This window comes from Acidovorax sp. MR-S7 (assembly GCF_000400995.2).
In the GTDB taxonomy this organism is placed as follows: domain Bacteria; phylum Pseudomonadota; class Gammaproteobacteria; order Burkholderiales; family Burkholderiaceae_C; genus MR-S7.
Map to the genome: position 1 here is coordinate 221,308 of NZ_DF238897.1, position 14,772 is coordinate 236,079.

The 14,772-nt window shown below is 62.6% G+C and carries 22 protein-coding genes and 1 tRNA gene; 19 read left to right on the plus strand and 4 right to left on the minus strand.

From position 1 onward, the window contains the following. Positions 1–229: 229 nt before the first annotated feature. From AVS7_RS03355 to AVS7_RS03380, 6 genes are all read left to right on the plus strand, one after another. The gene (locus AVS7_RS03355) at positions 230–571 is read left to right on the plus strand and encodes a hypothetical protein (RefSeq protein WP_020227112.1); all 342 of its coding nucleotides are present in this window, start codon (positions 230–232) and stop codon (positions 569–571) included. Beyond that, positions 568–1,431: a hypothetical protein gene (locus tag AVS7_RS03360; protein WP_020227113.1), complete on the plus strand. Its 864-nt coding sequence runs from the start codon at positions 568–570 to the stop codon at positions 1,429–1,431. The genes AVS7_RS03355 and AVS7_RS03360 overlap by 4 nt, the downstream gene beginning before the upstream one ends. Further along, positions 1,424–1,882, plus strand: coding sequence for a hypothetical protein (locus tag AVS7_RS03365; RefSeq protein ID WP_020227114.1), 459 nt, complete (start codon positions 1,424–1,426; stop codon positions 1,880–1,882). The genes AVS7_RS03360 and AVS7_RS03365 overlap by 8 nt, the downstream gene beginning before the upstream one ends. A gap of 129 nt (positions 1,883–2,011) precedes the next feature. Further along, entirely contained in the window at positions 2,012–2,605 is a 594-nt protein-coding gene (locus tag AVS7_RS03370; RefSeq protein ID WP_020227115.1) for a recombination protein NinG, read from the plus strand. Then, a complete protein-coding gene (locus AVS7_RS03375) occupies positions 2,602–2,814 on the plus strand; it encodes a hypothetical protein (RefSeq protein WP_020227116.1) in 213 nt (70 codons plus the stop codon). Before AVS7_RS03370 ends, AVS7_RS03375 begins: the two co-directional genes overlap by 4 nt. A gap of 9 nt (positions 2,815–2,823) precedes the next feature. Beyond that, entirely contained in the window at positions 2,824–3,390 is a 567-nt protein-coding gene (locus AVS7_RS03380) for a hypothetical protein (RefSeq protein ID WP_020227117.1), read from the plus strand. Here AVS7_RS03380 and AVS7_RS03385 read toward each other — a convergent pair. From AVS7_RS03385 to AVS7_RS25330, 4 genes are all read right to left on the minus strand, one after another. After that, the gene (locus AVS7_RS03385; protein ID WP_020227118.1) at positions 3,387–4,091 is read right to left on the minus strand and encodes a hypothetical protein; all 705 of its coding nucleotides are present in this window, start codon (positions 4,089–4,091) and stop codon (positions 3,387–3,389) included. The genes AVS7_RS03380 and AVS7_RS03385 overlap by 4 nt on opposite strands. Beyond that, positions 4,088–4,333: a hypothetical protein gene (locus AVS7_RS03390; protein ID WP_024000874.1), complete on the minus strand. Its 246-nt coding sequence runs from the start codon at positions 4,331–4,333 to the stop codon at positions 4,088–4,090. Before AVS7_RS03390 ends, AVS7_RS03385 begins: the two co-directional genes overlap by 4 nt. 41 nt (positions 4,334–4,374) lie before the next feature. Further along, a complete protein-coding gene (locus tag AVS7_RS03395) occupies positions 4,375–4,668 on the minus strand; it encodes a hypothetical protein (RefSeq protein ID WP_020227120.1) in 294 nt (97 codons plus the stop codon). Positions 4,669–4,766: 98 nt separating this feature from the next. Then, a complete protein-coding gene (locus tag AVS7_RS25330; RefSeq protein WP_255352330.1) occupies positions 4,767–4,901 on the minus strand; it encodes a hypothetical protein in 135 nt (44 codons plus the stop codon). A 221-nt stretch (positions 4,902–5,122) separates the two neighbouring features. On the opposite strand from AVS7_RS25330, the gene AVS7_RS23460 reads away from it, so the two are divergent. The 13 genes from AVS7_RS23460 to AVS7_RS03450 all read left to right on the plus strand — a co-directional run bounded on the left by AVS7_RS23460 (position 5,123) and on the right by AVS7_RS03450 (position 14,757). Beyond that, positions 5,123–5,647, plus strand: a complete 525-nt coding sequence (locus tag AVS7_RS23460) for an HNH endonuclease (RefSeq protein ID WP_034689891.1) — start codon at positions 5,123–5,125, stop codon at positions 5,645–5,647. Between the two features lie 179 nt (positions 5,648–5,826). Next, positions 5,827–5,928: transfer RNA gene (locus AVS7_RS24670), tRNA-OTHER, on the plus strand. A gap of 288 nt (positions 5,929–6,216) precedes the next feature. Next, positions 6,217–6,414 carry a DNA-binding transcriptional regulator gene (locus AVS7_RS03400; RefSeq protein ID WP_020227122.1) on the plus strand — a complete coding sequence of 66 codons (198 nt, stop codon included), beginning with the start codon at positions 6,217–6,219 and terminating at the stop codon, positions 6,412–6,414. Further along, positions 6,411–6,869 carry an ASCH domain-containing protein gene (locus AVS7_RS03405; RefSeq protein WP_082176335.1) on the plus strand — a complete coding sequence of 153 codons (459 nt, stop codon included), beginning with the start codon at positions 6,411–6,413 and terminating at the stop codon, positions 6,867–6,869. The genes AVS7_RS03400 and AVS7_RS03405 overlap by 4 nt, the downstream gene beginning before the upstream one ends. 116 nt (positions 6,870–6,985) lie before the next feature. Beyond that, entirely contained in the window at positions 6,986–7,711 is a 726-nt protein-coding gene (locus AVS7_RS03410) for a hypothetical protein (protein WP_024000877.1), read from the plus strand. Further along, entirely contained in the window at positions 7,677–8,363 is a 687-nt protein-coding gene (locus tag AVS7_RS03415; RefSeq protein WP_144425041.1) for a chromosome partitioning protein ParB, read from the plus strand. The genes AVS7_RS03410 and AVS7_RS03415 overlap by 35 nt, the downstream gene beginning before the upstream one ends. Beyond that, a complete protein-coding gene (locus tag AVS7_RS03420) occupies positions 8,364–8,768 on the plus strand; it encodes a hypothetical protein (protein ID WP_024000878.1) in 405 nt (134 codons plus the stop codon). It abuts the gene before it with no gap. Between the two features lie 103 nt (positions 8,769–8,871). Further along, positions 8,872–10,140, plus strand: coding sequence for a terminase (locus AVS7_RS03425; RefSeq protein ID WP_200405908.1), 1,269 nt, complete (start codon positions 8,872–8,874; stop codon positions 10,138–10,140). 5 nt (positions 10,141–10,145) lie between these two features. Further along, positions 10,146–11,519 carry a DUF4055 domain-containing protein gene (locus AVS7_RS03430; RefSeq protein WP_024000880.1) on the plus strand — a complete coding sequence of 458 codons (1,374 nt, stop codon included), beginning with the start codon at positions 10,146–10,148 and terminating at the stop codon, positions 11,517–11,519. Beyond that, complete coding sequence (locus AVS7_RS03435; RefSeq protein WP_020227129.1) at positions 11,506–12,594, plus strand: minor capsid protein; 1,089 nt, start codon at positions 11,506–11,508, stop codon at positions 12,592–12,594. Before AVS7_RS03430 ends, AVS7_RS03435 begins: the two co-directional genes overlap by 14 nt. Before the next feature lie 9 nt (positions 12,595–12,603). Next, positions 12,604–12,876, plus strand: coding sequence for a hypothetical protein (locus AVS7_RS03440; protein ID WP_020227130.1), 273 nt, complete (start codon positions 12,604–12,606; stop codon positions 12,874–12,876). 167 nt (positions 12,877–13,043) lie between these two features. Beyond that, complete coding sequence (locus AVS7_RS03445) at positions 13,044–13,766, plus strand: hypothetical protein (protein WP_020227131.1); 723 nt, start codon at positions 13,044–13,046, stop codon at positions 13,764–13,766. A gap of 22 nt (positions 13,767–13,788) precedes the next feature. Continuing rightward, a complete protein-coding gene (locus AVS7_RS03450; RefSeq protein ID WP_024000882.1) occupies positions 13,789–14,757 on the plus strand; it encodes a major capsid protein in 969 nt (322 codons plus the stop codon). The last annotated feature ends 15 nt before the right edge of the window (positions 14,758–14,772 follow it).

The window sequence follows — 14,772 nt, forward strand, 5'->3', positions numbered from 1 at the left end:
GGCAGGGGCCTATTGAACCGACACCTGGGGGTTGCAGCGAATGAAGGAAGTACCCGCGCTGGAACTGGTCGGTGCCCGTAAGGGGGTGAAGAACTCTCGCGCGGTGGCGTCTCCCTCCTCCCGGCAAAAAAGGCCGTTGGGGGTAGGGGGGCCACTGGGTGAAATCCCTCCGTAAAAGGAGGACAGCAGTGCAACACAGGCGCAAGGCGCTACGAAAGCAGGAGCAGCAATGACCACCGCCCAATCCATCCTCGAAGCCGCAGCCGGCCACATGCAAGCCCGCGCAGCCACCTACGACAACCCCGAAGGCGAGCGCAGCATGGGCAAGGCCGTGCAAGCGTTCAACGCCATCACCGGGCGAGACTTGAGCGAAGCCGAGGGCTGGCTGCTGCTGTCCGTGCTCAAAAACGTGCGCCTGTTTCAGCGGCCGGGCTACCACGCGGACAGCGCCGAGGACGCGGTGGCCTATGGCGCGCTGCTTGCCGAGGCGAAGGCGCGCGAAGTGGAGCAACCCGCCGCCGTCCCCTACATCGGCCCCGACCGTCGCCTCTCCAAGGAGGCGAGCCAGTGAGTGCACAACAAGCCGAAATCGACGCAGCCGCCCAGGAATACGCGGAATTCCTGGCGAAATTCGAGGCCAAAAAGACCACCGACGATTGCTTCACGCCGCCTGAAGTGTTTGCTGCCGTGAATCGCTGGGCCGTCGAAGAATACAGGCTGCACGGCAGGCGCATCGTGCGCCCCTTTCATCCGGGTGGGGACTTCGTTTGCTTCGACTACCGTCCAGGCGACGTGGTGCTGGACAACCCGCCATTTTCGATCCTATCGAAGATACGCTGCTACTACGATGAGCGTGGCATTGACTATTTCCTTTTCGCGCCCTCATTAACGCTGTTTAGCCTTCGCGCGCCGACGATGTTGGTGGTGGCCGCGGATGTCGAGTACGCCAACGGCGCGAAGATCAACACGTCGTTTATCACCAGCCTGCAGCCAGGCGTTCGCATCCGCACCGCTCCAGCATTGGCGCAAGCGCTGACAGATGCGCGGCCACCACGTAGGCAACGTGCGCAATACAGCTACCCCGCAAATGTGCGCAATGCCGCACTTTTGCAGCGCGTCGCAGCCGTAGATTTCAGTGTTGGCGCGGATGAGTGCGAATTTATCGACGCCATGGATTCGCAGCGCGCTGAGGGCAAAAGCGTTTTTGGTGGCGGCTATCTTTTGGCCGACGGCGTGGCCGCTGAACTTCGGGCCGCTGAACTTCGGGCCGCTGAACTTCGGGCCGCTGAGCTGACTCGTGCGCAAGACGCGATTGAGTGGCGGCTGTCGGTTCGTGAGCTGGGAATCATCAAGCAACTCAACGATAGGGCTCTGCCCCGCGCACAGCCAGCAATAACGCTGTCGCTGTTCAAGGAGGCGAGCCATGGCTGAAATCACCCCCAGCTTCCAGGGCGAAATTCAGCTGCGCCGATGGTCAGAGAGCAGCACGCAAGGGGTGCAGGTCACGCTCGCGTTGGCCGACTCCGACGACCTGGGCAAGTTCCGAGGCCTGGAGGGCAAGCGCTTCATGGCCGTGCTGGTGCAGATCGGTGACGACGAGCAGCCGGTGCCGCCGGAGCCTGCGAAGCCAGCGCCGCGCGAGCGCCTGGGCGACCTGGCATGGCGCGCTGTGCAGTGGTGCAAGGAGCCGGAGTTCATCGACTTCCTGAGCCTGCAGGAGCCTGGCATCGACTCCGAGCACGACGCTGCCGCCTACATCAAGCGTGTGTGCGGCGTGCAGTCGCGCAAGGAGCTGGACACCAGCCCTGCGGCGCGCACTGCATTCAACCAGCACATCCGTGGCCCGTACCACAAGCATTTGATGGCAAGGGGGCTGGCGTGAGAGGGCGCGATTTCTGGCTCATCGTGGCCTGCATCTACCTCAGTCCCCACTTGCCGTGGCAGGCAGGCGTGACAACTGCGGTGCTCGCGCTCATTGAGGCGTACCGCTGCAGCGGTCGGGGTGATTGACATGGGGTTCCACCGCACAAGGTGCGCCCACTGCAAGGCGAAATTCACCCCCGAGCGCCCCAGCCAGATCGTGCACGTCGAATGCGTTGAGGCATGGACCGAGGCCCAGGCCGCCAAGCGCGAGAGGGCAGAGGCCAAGGCCGCCCGAGCTGCTGCGAAGGTGGAGAGGGCTGAGACACGCAGGAGGAAGGAGGCCATGAAGCGCCTTCCTGAGCTGATCGCCGAAGCGCAGGAGGCATTCAACGCCTACATCCGCGCCAGGGACGCCGGCCTGCCATGCATCTGCTGCGGCCAGCCCTTCGAGCCGATGAAGCCGGGCGGATCAGTGGACGCCGGGCACTTCCGCAGCCGTAGCAGTGCGGGGCACCTTCGATTCAACGAGGACAACTGTTTTGCACAGCGAAAGAACTGCAATCGCCCAGGCGGCACCACCTACGGCGCCTTCCGTGCGGGTGTCGTGGCACGCATCGGGGAAGCGCGCGTGGCCGCGCTGGAGGCAGACAACGCCGTTCGGAAGTGGACGCACGACGAGGTGCGTGAGATACGCGACACCTACCGCCAGAAATTGAAGCAACTCACGAAAGGAACGCCATGACCGACAAACCCGACCTACCCCTGTCCGCCATCCGCGCCGCCGTGGACGATGCCGAGGACGAAGTGATGCAAGCCCTGCAGCGTTTCCGGGAGCGCACCGGCTTGGCGATCGTGGATGCCGAAATCGAGACGGTCACCAGCTGGCAAGGAGGTGACAGGCGCCCTGAACAAGTTCCCGTTCGCGTCCGCCTGACGCCGCAGAGCATTTGAAGGAGCCCCATGATCCGCACCGACGAGCGATACACCACCGCCATCACCACCGACAACCTCAAGATGGACACGCGCGAGCACGCAGCCATAGGAGATGCGGACGTGCTCACCGCAGCCGCATGGGCACCGGCCCGGCTGGGGAGTGCATTGCTTCGCCTGGCATCGGAGTACGCCCGCCCCGTTCGTATGCAAGGCATGTCGGCGTCCGACGCCATCCTGCTCATGGGGCAGCTCAAGACACTACCTGAGGTACGCAGGGAGTTGGCGATACAGCTCAAGGAATGGGGCCACGACAAGCCCGAGGACGGGGCGCTCGCAATCATCGCGTGGTGGCTGCACAAGGTATGCAGCAAGTGCGACGGCGTGCGGTACGAGGTGATACCCGGCACCGGGCGTACGTCGGGACGGGCCTGCAAGGCGTGCAGCGGGACAGGGGAGGCGAGGTTGCCTCAGGGTGAGATGGGCAAGAGGGCGGCGAACTACATGGACGATTGCGTGCAGGTTGCGCGTCAATCCATCGGGAGGCGCCTGCGGCTGTCCATGTCCCCCAAAAATTCCACGACAGGGGGTGTTTAGGCGGGTTTTTTGCGCAGCGCATCAGCCAGTTCGCGCACATCGCCCAGCCGAACGCGGCTGATGGCCCGCCCGACGTGGGCTCCGGCCCGAGCCTGGGTGCGGACATCGCCAAAGGCGTGGGTGACCACGTCGCCGCGCGCAATGGCCGAACGCAGCGTGGCCTCTGGTACCCCGAATCGTTGGGCGGCGGCGGGGATGGTGGCCGTATCCTCCAGCAGCGGCAAGTAGCGCCACGTGGACACCCAGGCGGCCGCATCTTCCTCCGCAATCAGATAGGCGCCTTTGAGTCCATTTGGCGCGGCCGCCAATGTTCCGGCGGCGATGTGATCGTAGATGCACCACACGGTGCGCCCGCTTTCACGCACCAGATCGGCCACCGTGCGGAAGCCAACAGGGGCAATAGCACGGGCGCGACCACCCCGCACCCTACCCTCACACTTTGCGCGCTGCGCTTCGGCGGCGGCGACCTGCGCGTATCGCGCCACTTCGGCGGGCTCGAACATCCAGATCAATTTACCGAACACCAGCCGCCTCTCGCCCTTGAGTAACCCGGCGCGGCGATGCTTGCCGATGGTCTTGTATGACACGCGCGCGCGTTGAATCGCATCCTGCATCGTGAGCAGCCCAGTGCGTGCAACGGCCTCCGCGAACATCGCCGCTGCCGCCTCCGCCCCAGCCGGTTGGTGGTCAGCGAGGCTCACAGCGTCTCCAGCAGAGCCCGCACGTCGGCTTCGAATTGCGCGCGCGTGGCCACGCCCGGCTTGGTGATCAGGCTGTCGGAGCCAAGCAGGTAACGGGCGTGCGGCATCTTGTGTCCGGCGTACCGCACGCCGGGCCGCTCGCGCGTGTACACGACGGTGCCATCGCGGCGCTGGGTCACGCCCAGGCCGGTGCGCTGGCCGTCCAGCAGGATTTCGTCGGCGGTATCGATTTGCAAGCTCATGGTGTTCTCCAAGAGCGCCCCGGCAGGGCGCGGGGTTGTCGTCACTGGTTGACCGCGCGGACGGTGCCGTAGTCAATGATCACGATGTCTCGGCGCGTGTCACCTTTTTTCGGCTGCGCTCCAATGATCACCAGCGCAGCATGGCCGCTTTCCGAAAGCTCCCGCGTCAGGCTCTTGTACTCAGACCAACCTTGGGCCGCCATCTCAAATTGATCGAGAGTGTCAGCCGTATAGATCAGACCGTCCACCTCTTCGCCAAAGACCATGACCGAGCCGCCAAGTTCAGCGAAGTCTTCTTCGATTTGTTCGGGTGAGAGGTTGATTTGGTTTTGCATGATGGGTGCTCCTTGTGGAACGCCAGGTACCGCCTGGACTCGGTGGCAATCAATCTCGATCACCATGAATGCAATTATGCTTTGTTAGCGCTCTAACGTCAAGTGTTTTTTGCTGCCCTATTCATTTTTTTTTGTGCATCAAGCAGGGCGGCGCTGATAACGCCGGTCTCCGAGCGGGCGTATCCGGCTGCGAGTAATTCAGCCAGCGCCTGGGCTGCGTCTGGCTGGAGCATGCCGCGAGGAATTGCGCGCCCGCCAGCTGCTTTGAGACGTTCGCGAGATGCTGCTACTCGTGCGGATAGTGATGTTGCCATTCAGCAATGATAGCGCCCTAACGGAAAGGGCGGGCCTTATGCTCTTGCTTTCCTCAAAGAGGGCAGGGAAAATAGACGAGCCCGTGAAGTGGTGGAACACGACACGGGCTCTAACCAAACAACCTGTACGAGAGGTCATCATGGCTACCGCCAATCTTACTGCTGCTCGCCTGCGCCATCTCCTAGATTTCGATGCATGCACCGGGGTCTTTAGATGGAGGATCAAATGGTATCGGATGAATCCCGGAGATATTGCCGGAACCCCTGATGGCAGAGGCTATCAGAGTATCATGATTTCTAGAAAAGGGTACAGGAGCCATAGGCTAGCGTGGTTGCATGTGTATGGGGAATGGCCAGACGGCGACATAGACCATATCAATGGTGATAGGTCCGACAATCGGATTACGAATCTTAGGGTATGCACGAATGCCGAAAACGGACAGAATCGTGGTCTGAACAAAAACAACAAATCTGGCTACGTCGGTGTTTCATTCAATGCGCAAAGCGGTAAATGGCAGGCTCACATACATGCTGACGGAAGGCGGCACCGATTGGGTGAATTCAGTGTCAAGGAAGATGCTGCCAGTGCATACGCCCGCGCCAAGGAGAATCTGCACCCATATCAGCCAGTACTAAGAATTGCACATAGCGAGTTCCATTCGTGATATAGTAAAAGCGTCGATTGCACTGCCTGCTGAGGCAGTCGCGCGGCGAACCTCTGCCGAATGCCACCACGCCACAGCCTGGCGCACCGCCTGTAGCGACGTGGGGAGAAGTAGATGGGTGAACTCGCCCCCGATTTTTGAAGCCCGCTAGCCGAAACGCTCGCGGGCTTTTTCGTTTCAGCCGTGTGCCCGAGAGGCCGAAGGGTGACCAAGCTAGAGGGATTGGCGTGGCGCTTGGGCCGATACGCTGGTCTCCCTGGGTTCGAATCCCAGCACGGCAACTACCACCCCAGCCGCCCCGTAGCGATACCGGGCGGCTTTCTTTTCGCCGCGCCCTGGGCGCATCCCCCAACATCCGCAAAGGATGGCCAGCCCATGGGCGCGGCACCCCACTACCACCCGGCAGCCAGACGCCGGAGCCTTCGGGCAGTCTCCTACCCGTGAGCTGTCGCGGGCGATCTGGCGTACAGCGAAGCAAGCAATCCAGCGGGGCCAGAATAAGCCCCGTTTGCATTGGTGCAATTGGCTTAATGCTAAAAATTACCGCTCCAGTATATGCGCCATGTATAATGGATCGCATGAATGGAGCGGATTTGAAGGCGGCACTCAAGGAAATCGGCTGGTCGCAGGGCCGGCTGGCGCGTGAGCTGGGGGTTAACCCGGTCACTGTCAGCCGGTGGGCCACTGGTCAACTGGAGGTGCCCAGGTATGCGGTGGCGTACCTGCGCGTGTTGCGCCTGGCTGCCCAGATGCTGGGGGAAGAATGAAAGCTTTGTCAGTGCGCCAGCCGTGGGCCACGTTGCTGGTCGAGGGCGTCAAGACCATCGAGACGCGCACATGGGCGACGCCTTATCGCGGGCCGCTGGTCATTTGCGCCAGCAGCGCGCCGAAGGACATGTTTTGGTTCGACGCCGTGGACAAGGTGCATCGCCTGATGCACGCCGGCTGCATCATCGGCGTGGTGGACTTGCTCGATTGCAGGCCCATGACGGAGGATGACGAAGACGCCGCCATGTGTGACCTGTACGAGGGCGCTTATGCCTGGGTCGTGAAGACCCGGCACTTCTGCCGCCCTGACAAGGTGATTGGTCGGCTGGGGTTGTTCGACATTCCGGATGACAAGCTGGCTCCGATCGCCAACGACGATACGGACTGGCTGTTCAACTATCCGCCCCCACAGGGGGCAATCAAATACACCGACAAGCGTCCGGTGTTTGAGTGAGGCCCGCAAGGGCCTTTTTTGTTGCTTCGACTGAAAGGGTTCCGATATGCGCGGACGAGTTCAATTTGCAAGCGGCCGCTCGGCCAGCACCATTCGCCGTGAGCGGGCAGCTATGCGTGCCCGTCGTGCTGGCCGTGGAGGCGCCGGATCGTCTGGTGGCTGAATCCCTGCTGTCCGCCATCCAGCGCCAGGCGCGGCTGACGGACAGCGTGATCTGCTTCTACTCCGGCGGCAAGGATTCCGCCGTCACGCTCGATCTGTGCGCGCGCCACTTCCAGGCCGTGCATGTCGTGTTCATGTACCAGGTGCCCGGCCTGAGCTTCCAAGAGGAAATTCTGGCCTGGGCCGAGAGCCGTTACGGCGTCGAGATTTACCGCATTCCGCATTTCGAGTTGAGCGACTTCTACCGAGTCGGGGTGTACTGCAAGCCCGATCCTTCGCTGCCCAAGGTGGTGGTGAGCGACATCTACGCGCACGTTCGCCAGGCGTTCGATTGCCACTGGATCGCAGCGGGCGAGCGTGCCAAAGACAGCATCGTGCGCAACGCGATGATCAAGCGCAGTGGCTCGATCGATCAAAAGCGCGGCAGGTTCTACCCGCTGGCGTATTGGTCGAAAGAAGCGGTGCTGCGATACATCGCCGCCCATCGGCTGCGCGTCAGTCCCGAATCCAAGGTGCTTGGGCATTCGTTCCGAAGCCTTGCAGGTAAAGACATCGCAGCCATCAAGCGGCACTATCCGCAGGACTACGACAAGATTGCGCAGGCGTTCCCGGAAATCGGCGCTGCGCTGGCGCGCGAGGCAATGTATGGCGAAGACGAGGTACCAAAGCGGCACGGTTGAGTTGGTCTGGCGCTCCACGATCAAGGAGCACCCGCTCAACCCGCGCACCATCAGCGAATCGGCCAGGAAGAAGCTGCGCGCGAGCGTGAAAGAGATCGGCGTCATGGACACGCCCGTTCTCAACCGCGTGACCGGCCACCTGGTAGGCGGGCATCAGCGCCTGCACACCATCGACTTCCTGGAGAAGTACCAGCAAGCCGACGATGGGACGGTCAAGAACGACTACCAGATCGAGGCCAGCATCGTTGAGATGACGCCTGAGCAAGAGGCCAAGGCCCTGGTGCGGCTGAACAACCAGAACCTGCAAGGCGCATGGGACGGTGAGCTATTGGCCGAGCTTGGAAAGCTGGCGAGCTTTGAAGACATGGGCTTCGAGCGCATGGATCTTGCATTCATCATGGAAGGCGTCGAGGGCGTGGAATCGTTCTTCGAGGACGCCGCCCCGGTGAAGGAAGTTAAAGGCGCGCTGGAAACCATCAAAGCTGACCGCAAGGCGATGACCGAGGAAAAGCGCGTGAGCCAAAGCGCGGATCACTATGTGACCGTGGTCTGCAAAGACCAGGCCGAAAAAGAAAAGCTCATGAAACACCTTGGCATTCCAAAGGGCGAGCTGTACATCAGTCCGGCTGAGATATTCGCGCTGAGGCGATAAATGGCGACTAAAAAAAGAGGCCCGGGCCGCCCGGAAGTGAAGCGTTCGGAAGACTTGGCCCGCAGAATCAAGAGCTATGCCGCAGTGGGCGTGCCGGCTTCGGACATCGCCAAGACGTGCAGCATGTCGGAAACCACGCTGCGCAAGCTGTACAGCGAAGAGTTGGAGACGGCGGCGATTGATGCCACGGCGCAGGTTGCCGGCAAACTGTTCCAGCAATGCATGGACGGCAACGTGACGGCGCAGATTTTCTGGATGAAGACGCGCGGCAGGTGGTCTGAAAAGTCGGAGGTTGAAGTCACCAGCAAGCAGGGCGTCCTGGTGGTGGGTGGCGTCATGTCCCCTGAAGAATGGGAGCAGGCCGCCAAGGCGCAGCAGGCGAGTTTGCAGGCAGGCGATGTATGACAAGGTATGGCAAGCCCAGCCGGGCAGCCAAGACCTATTTCTTCAGTGCCCGCTGAGGGAGGTCTGCTACAGCGGCACCCGAGGGCCGGGGAAGACTGATGCCATGCTGATGGCCTTTGCCCAGCACTGCGGCAAGGGCTACGGCATTCACTGGCGCGGCGTGATCTTTAGGCGTGAGTACAAGCACCTGGACGACATCATCACCAAGTCCAAGCGCTGGTTCAACCAGTTCACCGCCAATCGGCCGAAGTTTCTGGCCGGCCAGGGCGCTCTGAAGTGGGTATGGCCAGACGGCGAGGAGCTGCTGTTTCGCGTGTTCGCAACGCCAGATGACTACTGGAGCTACCACGGACACGAATACCCGTTCATCGGATGGGAAGAGCTGACCAGTTGGTCATCTATCGACTGCTACGAAAGCATGATGTCCTGCAACCGGACATCCCGCCCTGGCGGTCTGCCGCTGCAAGTGCGCAGCACCACCAACCCCTACGGCGTGGGGCACAACTGGGTGAAGGCGTACTTCATCGACCCGGCCCCCTACGGCACGCCGATCTACAACGACGAAGGCCAGGCGCGTGTCTGCATCTTCGGAGCAGTGTCGGAGAACAAATTCATTGACCCGGAGTATCTGAAAACACTTCGGGCCATCACCGACCCCAACAAGCGCAAGGCATGGCTGCATGGGAGCTGGGACATCACCAGCGGCGGCATGTTTGACGATCTGTGGCAGCGTGACATTCACGTCTTGCCGCGCTTTGAAATCCCGACGGACTGGCGTGTTGACCGCGCGTTCGACTGGGGCAGCAGCCGTCCCTTCAGCGTGGGCTGGTGGGCGGAAAGCAATGGCTTGCCGGTCAAGGCGGGCGGCGTGGAGCGAGTGTTCCCGCGTGGCACCCTGATTCGCATGGATGAGTGGTACGGCTGCACCGGCAAACCAAATGAGGGCCTTCGGATGACGGCAACTGCGGTTGCGCAAGAGATCAAGCGGCGCGATGAATCCCTGCGGCTGAAGGTTCACCCCGGCCCGGCTGATTCCGCTATCTATGCCGTGACCGACGACATCAGTATCGGGCAGAACATGGAAAAAGCTGGTGTTCGCTGGACAGTGGCCGACAAGAAGCCAGGCAGCCGCAAGAACGGCTGGGAGCTGATCCGCGCCCGCCTGGAAGCCGCCGCACAAGGCAACGAACAGCCGGGCCTGTACGTGATGGACAACTGCCGGGACTTCATTCGCACCGTCCCCAGCCTGCCGCGCGATTCTCGCGACCCTGACGATATCGACACTGAGGCCGAGGACCACATCGCGGACGAGTGCCGCTACCGGGTTTTGGCCGCGAAGCGCACGGCATCCGTTTCCCCACTTCGCATGTAACCCCTATGGCACTTGCAATCCATGAGCGCTCGCCTGCCGTACAGGCAATGGCGAAGCACTGGCCCCTGATCGACGCGCTATTGGGTGGCACGCCCGCCATGCGCGCTGCTGGCCTGGCCTACCTGCCGCAGCAGCCGCGTGAGGACGCCGAGGACTACGCCTACCGCCTGAGCACGGCGACGCTGTTTCCGGCTTTCGCCCGCACTGCTGCGGTGATGGCTGGCAAGCCGTTTTCCAAGGAGCTGGTGCTGGGCGAGGATGTTCCGCCCGAAGTGGCTCAGTGGATTGGAGACATCGACGGCGAGGGCCGCAGCCTGCACGCATTCGCTGCTGACCTCATGCACGAGGCCATCACGCACGGCTATGGCGGCATCCTCGTGGACTACACCCGCACCGAGGGCGCGGCCCGCACGCAGGCGGATGAGCGCACCATGGGAGCGCGCCCCTACTGGGTGCATATCAAGCATGACCGCATCCTGGGCTGGAAAATCGGCAAGGTCAACGGCCTGCCAGCGCTGATCCAACTGCGGATCACAGAGACCGAGGAAGTGCCGGATGGCGACTACGGCGTCAAGACCGTCAACCGCGTGCGCGTCTATACACCGGGGGCGTTTGAGCTGTGGGAAGAAGGCGGCAATGGTCAGTACACGCTGATTGACCAAGGCAGCATGGCGCCGTTGACCGAGATCCCGTTTGTCCCGTTCTACGGCACGCGCGAGGGCTTCATGGTTGGCCTGCCCCCTCTGCTGGAGCTGGCGCACCTGAACGCGAAGCACTGGCGCGAGCAGTCCGATCAGGACGATTCCGCGCGTTTCGCCCGCAAGCGCCTGCTGGTGGTGTCGGGCATTGACAGCGACTCGCCCATCACCAGCGGATCGAGCTATGCACTGAGCTTGCCGCAAGGCGGCGACGCCAAGGTGGTGCAAGGGTCGGCTGAGTCGGTCACCGTGGGACGCAGCGAGCTGGACGCCCTGGAAGCGCAGATGCTGCAAACCGGGGCCGAGCTGTTGACCCGCCAGCCCGGCAGCCGCACGGCCACCGAATCGTCCAATGACGCCGAGGCGAACAAGTCCGAGCTGCAACGCATCGTGGAGACGTTCGAGGACTCGCTGGATCGGGCGCTGGACTTGACCGCGCAATGGCTGGGGCAGCCCAAAGGCGGGACCCTGTCGCTGTACAAGGACTTCGCAGCCCCGATCAATGCGCAGGACTCGCAGGCCATCCTGGCGCTGCAGCAAGCGGGCATCATCACCAAGGAGACGGTGATCCGCGAAAGCCAGCGCCGCGCCTTGCTGTCGCCTGATCTGGTGCCGGAGGATGAATTGGAGGCCGTGAGCACAGAAGGCCCGGCCCTGGGGGCGTTGGGTGGCGACCGCTGAGGACTGGCTGGCCTGGGAGGCGATCCGCCACCAGGTGGCGCTGGCGCAGTACAGCAATGGGGTGGTGTACCGCATCATCAAGCTGCTCAACACCAGCGATACCCGGCTGTTGTCGGAGCTGGAAATGGCCCTGCAGGGGGCTGGGAGCCTGGAGCGTATCGAGCGGCTGGAATCGCTGCTGTACGCAGTGCGCGCCACCAACACGGCAGCGTTTGAACAGGTGGGGCGTGAGCTTGCGCAGGAGCTGCAGGCCCTGGTGCAGTATGAGGCAGCCTACCAGGCGCAGGTGCTGACGGCGGCATCGCCGGTCGGCACGCACATCGCCACGGTCAACGTGCATCAGGTCTATGCCGCAGCGTATGCCCAGCCGTTTCGCATCACTAAGGACGGCGCAGCCCCTGTGGCGCAACTGTTGAACGGCGTGAGCGAAGATCGCATCAAGCTGATCCGCCAGGCCATCAGCCTGGGCATGGTCGAGGGCGAGCCGATAGCGAAGATGGTGCAGCGCATCCGAGGCACGCGGGCTACGAACTACGCCGATGGGTTGATGGACAACACCCGCCGGCATGTGGAAACGCTGTTGCGCACATCGGTAAACCACATGGCCAACGTCGCGCAGCAAAGCAGCTTGGAGGCCAACGAGGACATCATGGCCGGATGGGAGTTCACCGCCACGCTGGACGGGCGCACGACGTTGACGTGCGCGTCGCTCAATGGCAAGCGCTTTCCCGTGGGCAAGGGGCCAATCCCGCCCAGGCATTTCAACTGCCGCAGCTATGCCAAACCCGTCTTGAAGACGTACCGCGAGATGGGCATTGATCTGCCCGAGGTGGTCGTCAAGGGGGGCACGCGAGCATCCAAGGATGGGCAGGTAGCGGCTGACCTGACGTTTTCCGACTGGCTGCGGGGCCAGCCGCAAGACGTGCAAAAGCAGATTCTTGGCGCCACCCGTGCCAAGCTGTTCCGCGCCAACCAGATTGACGTGGACAGGTTCACCAATAACAAAGGCGTGGTGCTGTCGCTTGACCAGCTGCGCAAGAAGGACTCCGAGATATTCAAACGCGCCGGCCTGTAACATGGCCCCATGCGCGCGAAGCTGACCCTGGTTCCCAAAACCGCCCCCGATCCTGTGCAGGCCGTGCGCGAGCGCGTGAAGGCCATGCCCAGGCCCGAGGGATGGCTGCAGTGCAACAAGTGCGGCAGCCGCACCATGTTCACTGCCGTGAATGGATCGTGGATCGACGGCAAGGGCCAGTATCACCGTGGCACGGTCGTTCACGACAAGCTGTGTTTGGACTGCCACAAGCGCGGCATTCACAGTCCGATGATGCCCAGCCGGCCCAAGCCGGCAACCTGAATTAGGCCGCAAGGCCGCCACCACAAACCCGCTCGGAGCGATCCGCAGCGGGTTTTTGTTGCCCGATCCGGTCGGGCCTTTTCGCGGGTTCGGCCCTTTCCACAACCAAAGCCCTCCAGGGGCAAACCATCATGCCTATCTTCAAACAGCGACTCCTATCCAGACTCATGCAAGCCCAGTCGGGCGAGGGCGGAGATGCGGGCGGCGGCTCAGCCGATGCTCAGCAAACGCCATCGGTGGACGTGCAGGCCGCGATTGATACCGCAGTGGCCGGCTTGAAAGCGAAGAATTCAGACCTGATTCAGCGGCTCCAGGCCGCGCAAGACAATCTGAAGCGCTTCGACGGCATCGACCCGGACGCGGTGCGCAACATCCTCAAGCGGTTCTCCGACGATGAGGAAGCGGGATTGATTCAGGCCGGCAAGGTCGATGAAGTCCTGAACAAACGCACCGAGCGCATGAAGGCCGACTACGACAAGAAGTTGGCCGCCGCCATGCAGGCCGCAGAGGCCGCCACCCAGCGCGCACAAGCCTTTCAGGGCCGCGTGCTGGATGACGCCATTCGCGCCGCCGCAGTCAAGGCCGGGTTGCACCAGCACGCTATCGACGATGCGCTGTTTCGCGCCCGCTCGATGTTCACACTCGATGAGAACGGCAGTGCCGTGCAATTCGACGCGGACGGATCGCCTGTGCTCGGCAAGGACGGGAAGACGCCATTCACGCCGATGGAGTGGCTTGAAGGCATGAAGGACAAGGCCCCGCACTGGTTCCCTGCGACTGCCTCGGGCAGTGGCGCGACCAGCTCTGGCGGTGGCAGGCCCACCAATGGCGACTTCGGCGGCAGCAAGGCCGACCGACTCGCCGCAATCAAGCAAATGACCAATGCCTGACACAGGCAAGAAAGGCTAAAAAATGGCACTGTCCGATATGAAGGTGTTCAACGAATACCTCAAGCGCGCCACCATCGAAACGCTGGCGCAAGACGTGGGCAAGTTCAATGCCGCGTCCGCTGGCGCGATCCAGCTGACCACGCAAAGCATCGACGGCGATTTCCTCCAGGAATCGTTCTGGGCCGGCATCCATGGCGCCCAGCGCCGCGTGGACCGCTACGCCACGAACAACGCCCAATCCGCCACCCCTCTGTCTCAGAAGCAGTACGACTCGGTGAAGATCGCCGGCGGTTTCGGCCCCATCCTGTGGGAGCCGGGCCAGCTGAGCTGGGTGCAGAAGTCGCCCGAGGAAGCGCTGGAAGTCATCTCGCGCAACCTATCCGAGGCCATCATGAGCGACCAGCTCAACACGGCCATCGCTGCCCTGGTGGCCGCCATCGGCAACCAGGCTGGCGCCACCAACGACGTGAGCGCGACCGCTGGCGTGACCTACAGCGCCATCAACAACGCCCACGCCAAGTTCGGCGACGCCTCGGCCCGCATCGTGGCACAGGTGATGACCGGTGCGATGTACCACAAGCTGATCGGCCAGAACCTGGCCAATGCTGAGCGCCTGTTCAGCTTCAGCGGCGTGACCATCGTGGACATCCTGGGCAAGGCCGTGATCGTCACCGACGCACCCGCCCTGTTCGCCGCCGGCACGCCCGACAAGGCCAAGGTGCTGTCGCTGGTCAACGGCGCTGCCGTGGTGTCCGATGGCTCCGACCTGGTGACCAACATCCAGACCACCAACGGCAAGGAGCGCATCGAGACCACGATGCAGGCCGACTACACCTTCGGCCTGGGCCTGCGCGGCTACACCTGGGACACCGCCAACGGCGGCAAGAGCCCGACCAACGCCGAGCTGGCAACCGGCACCAACTGGGACCTGGTGGCCAACACCATCAAGGCCAGCGCTGGCGTCATCACCATCGGCGACGCTTCCAAGTAAACCCAGAAGCGCCGG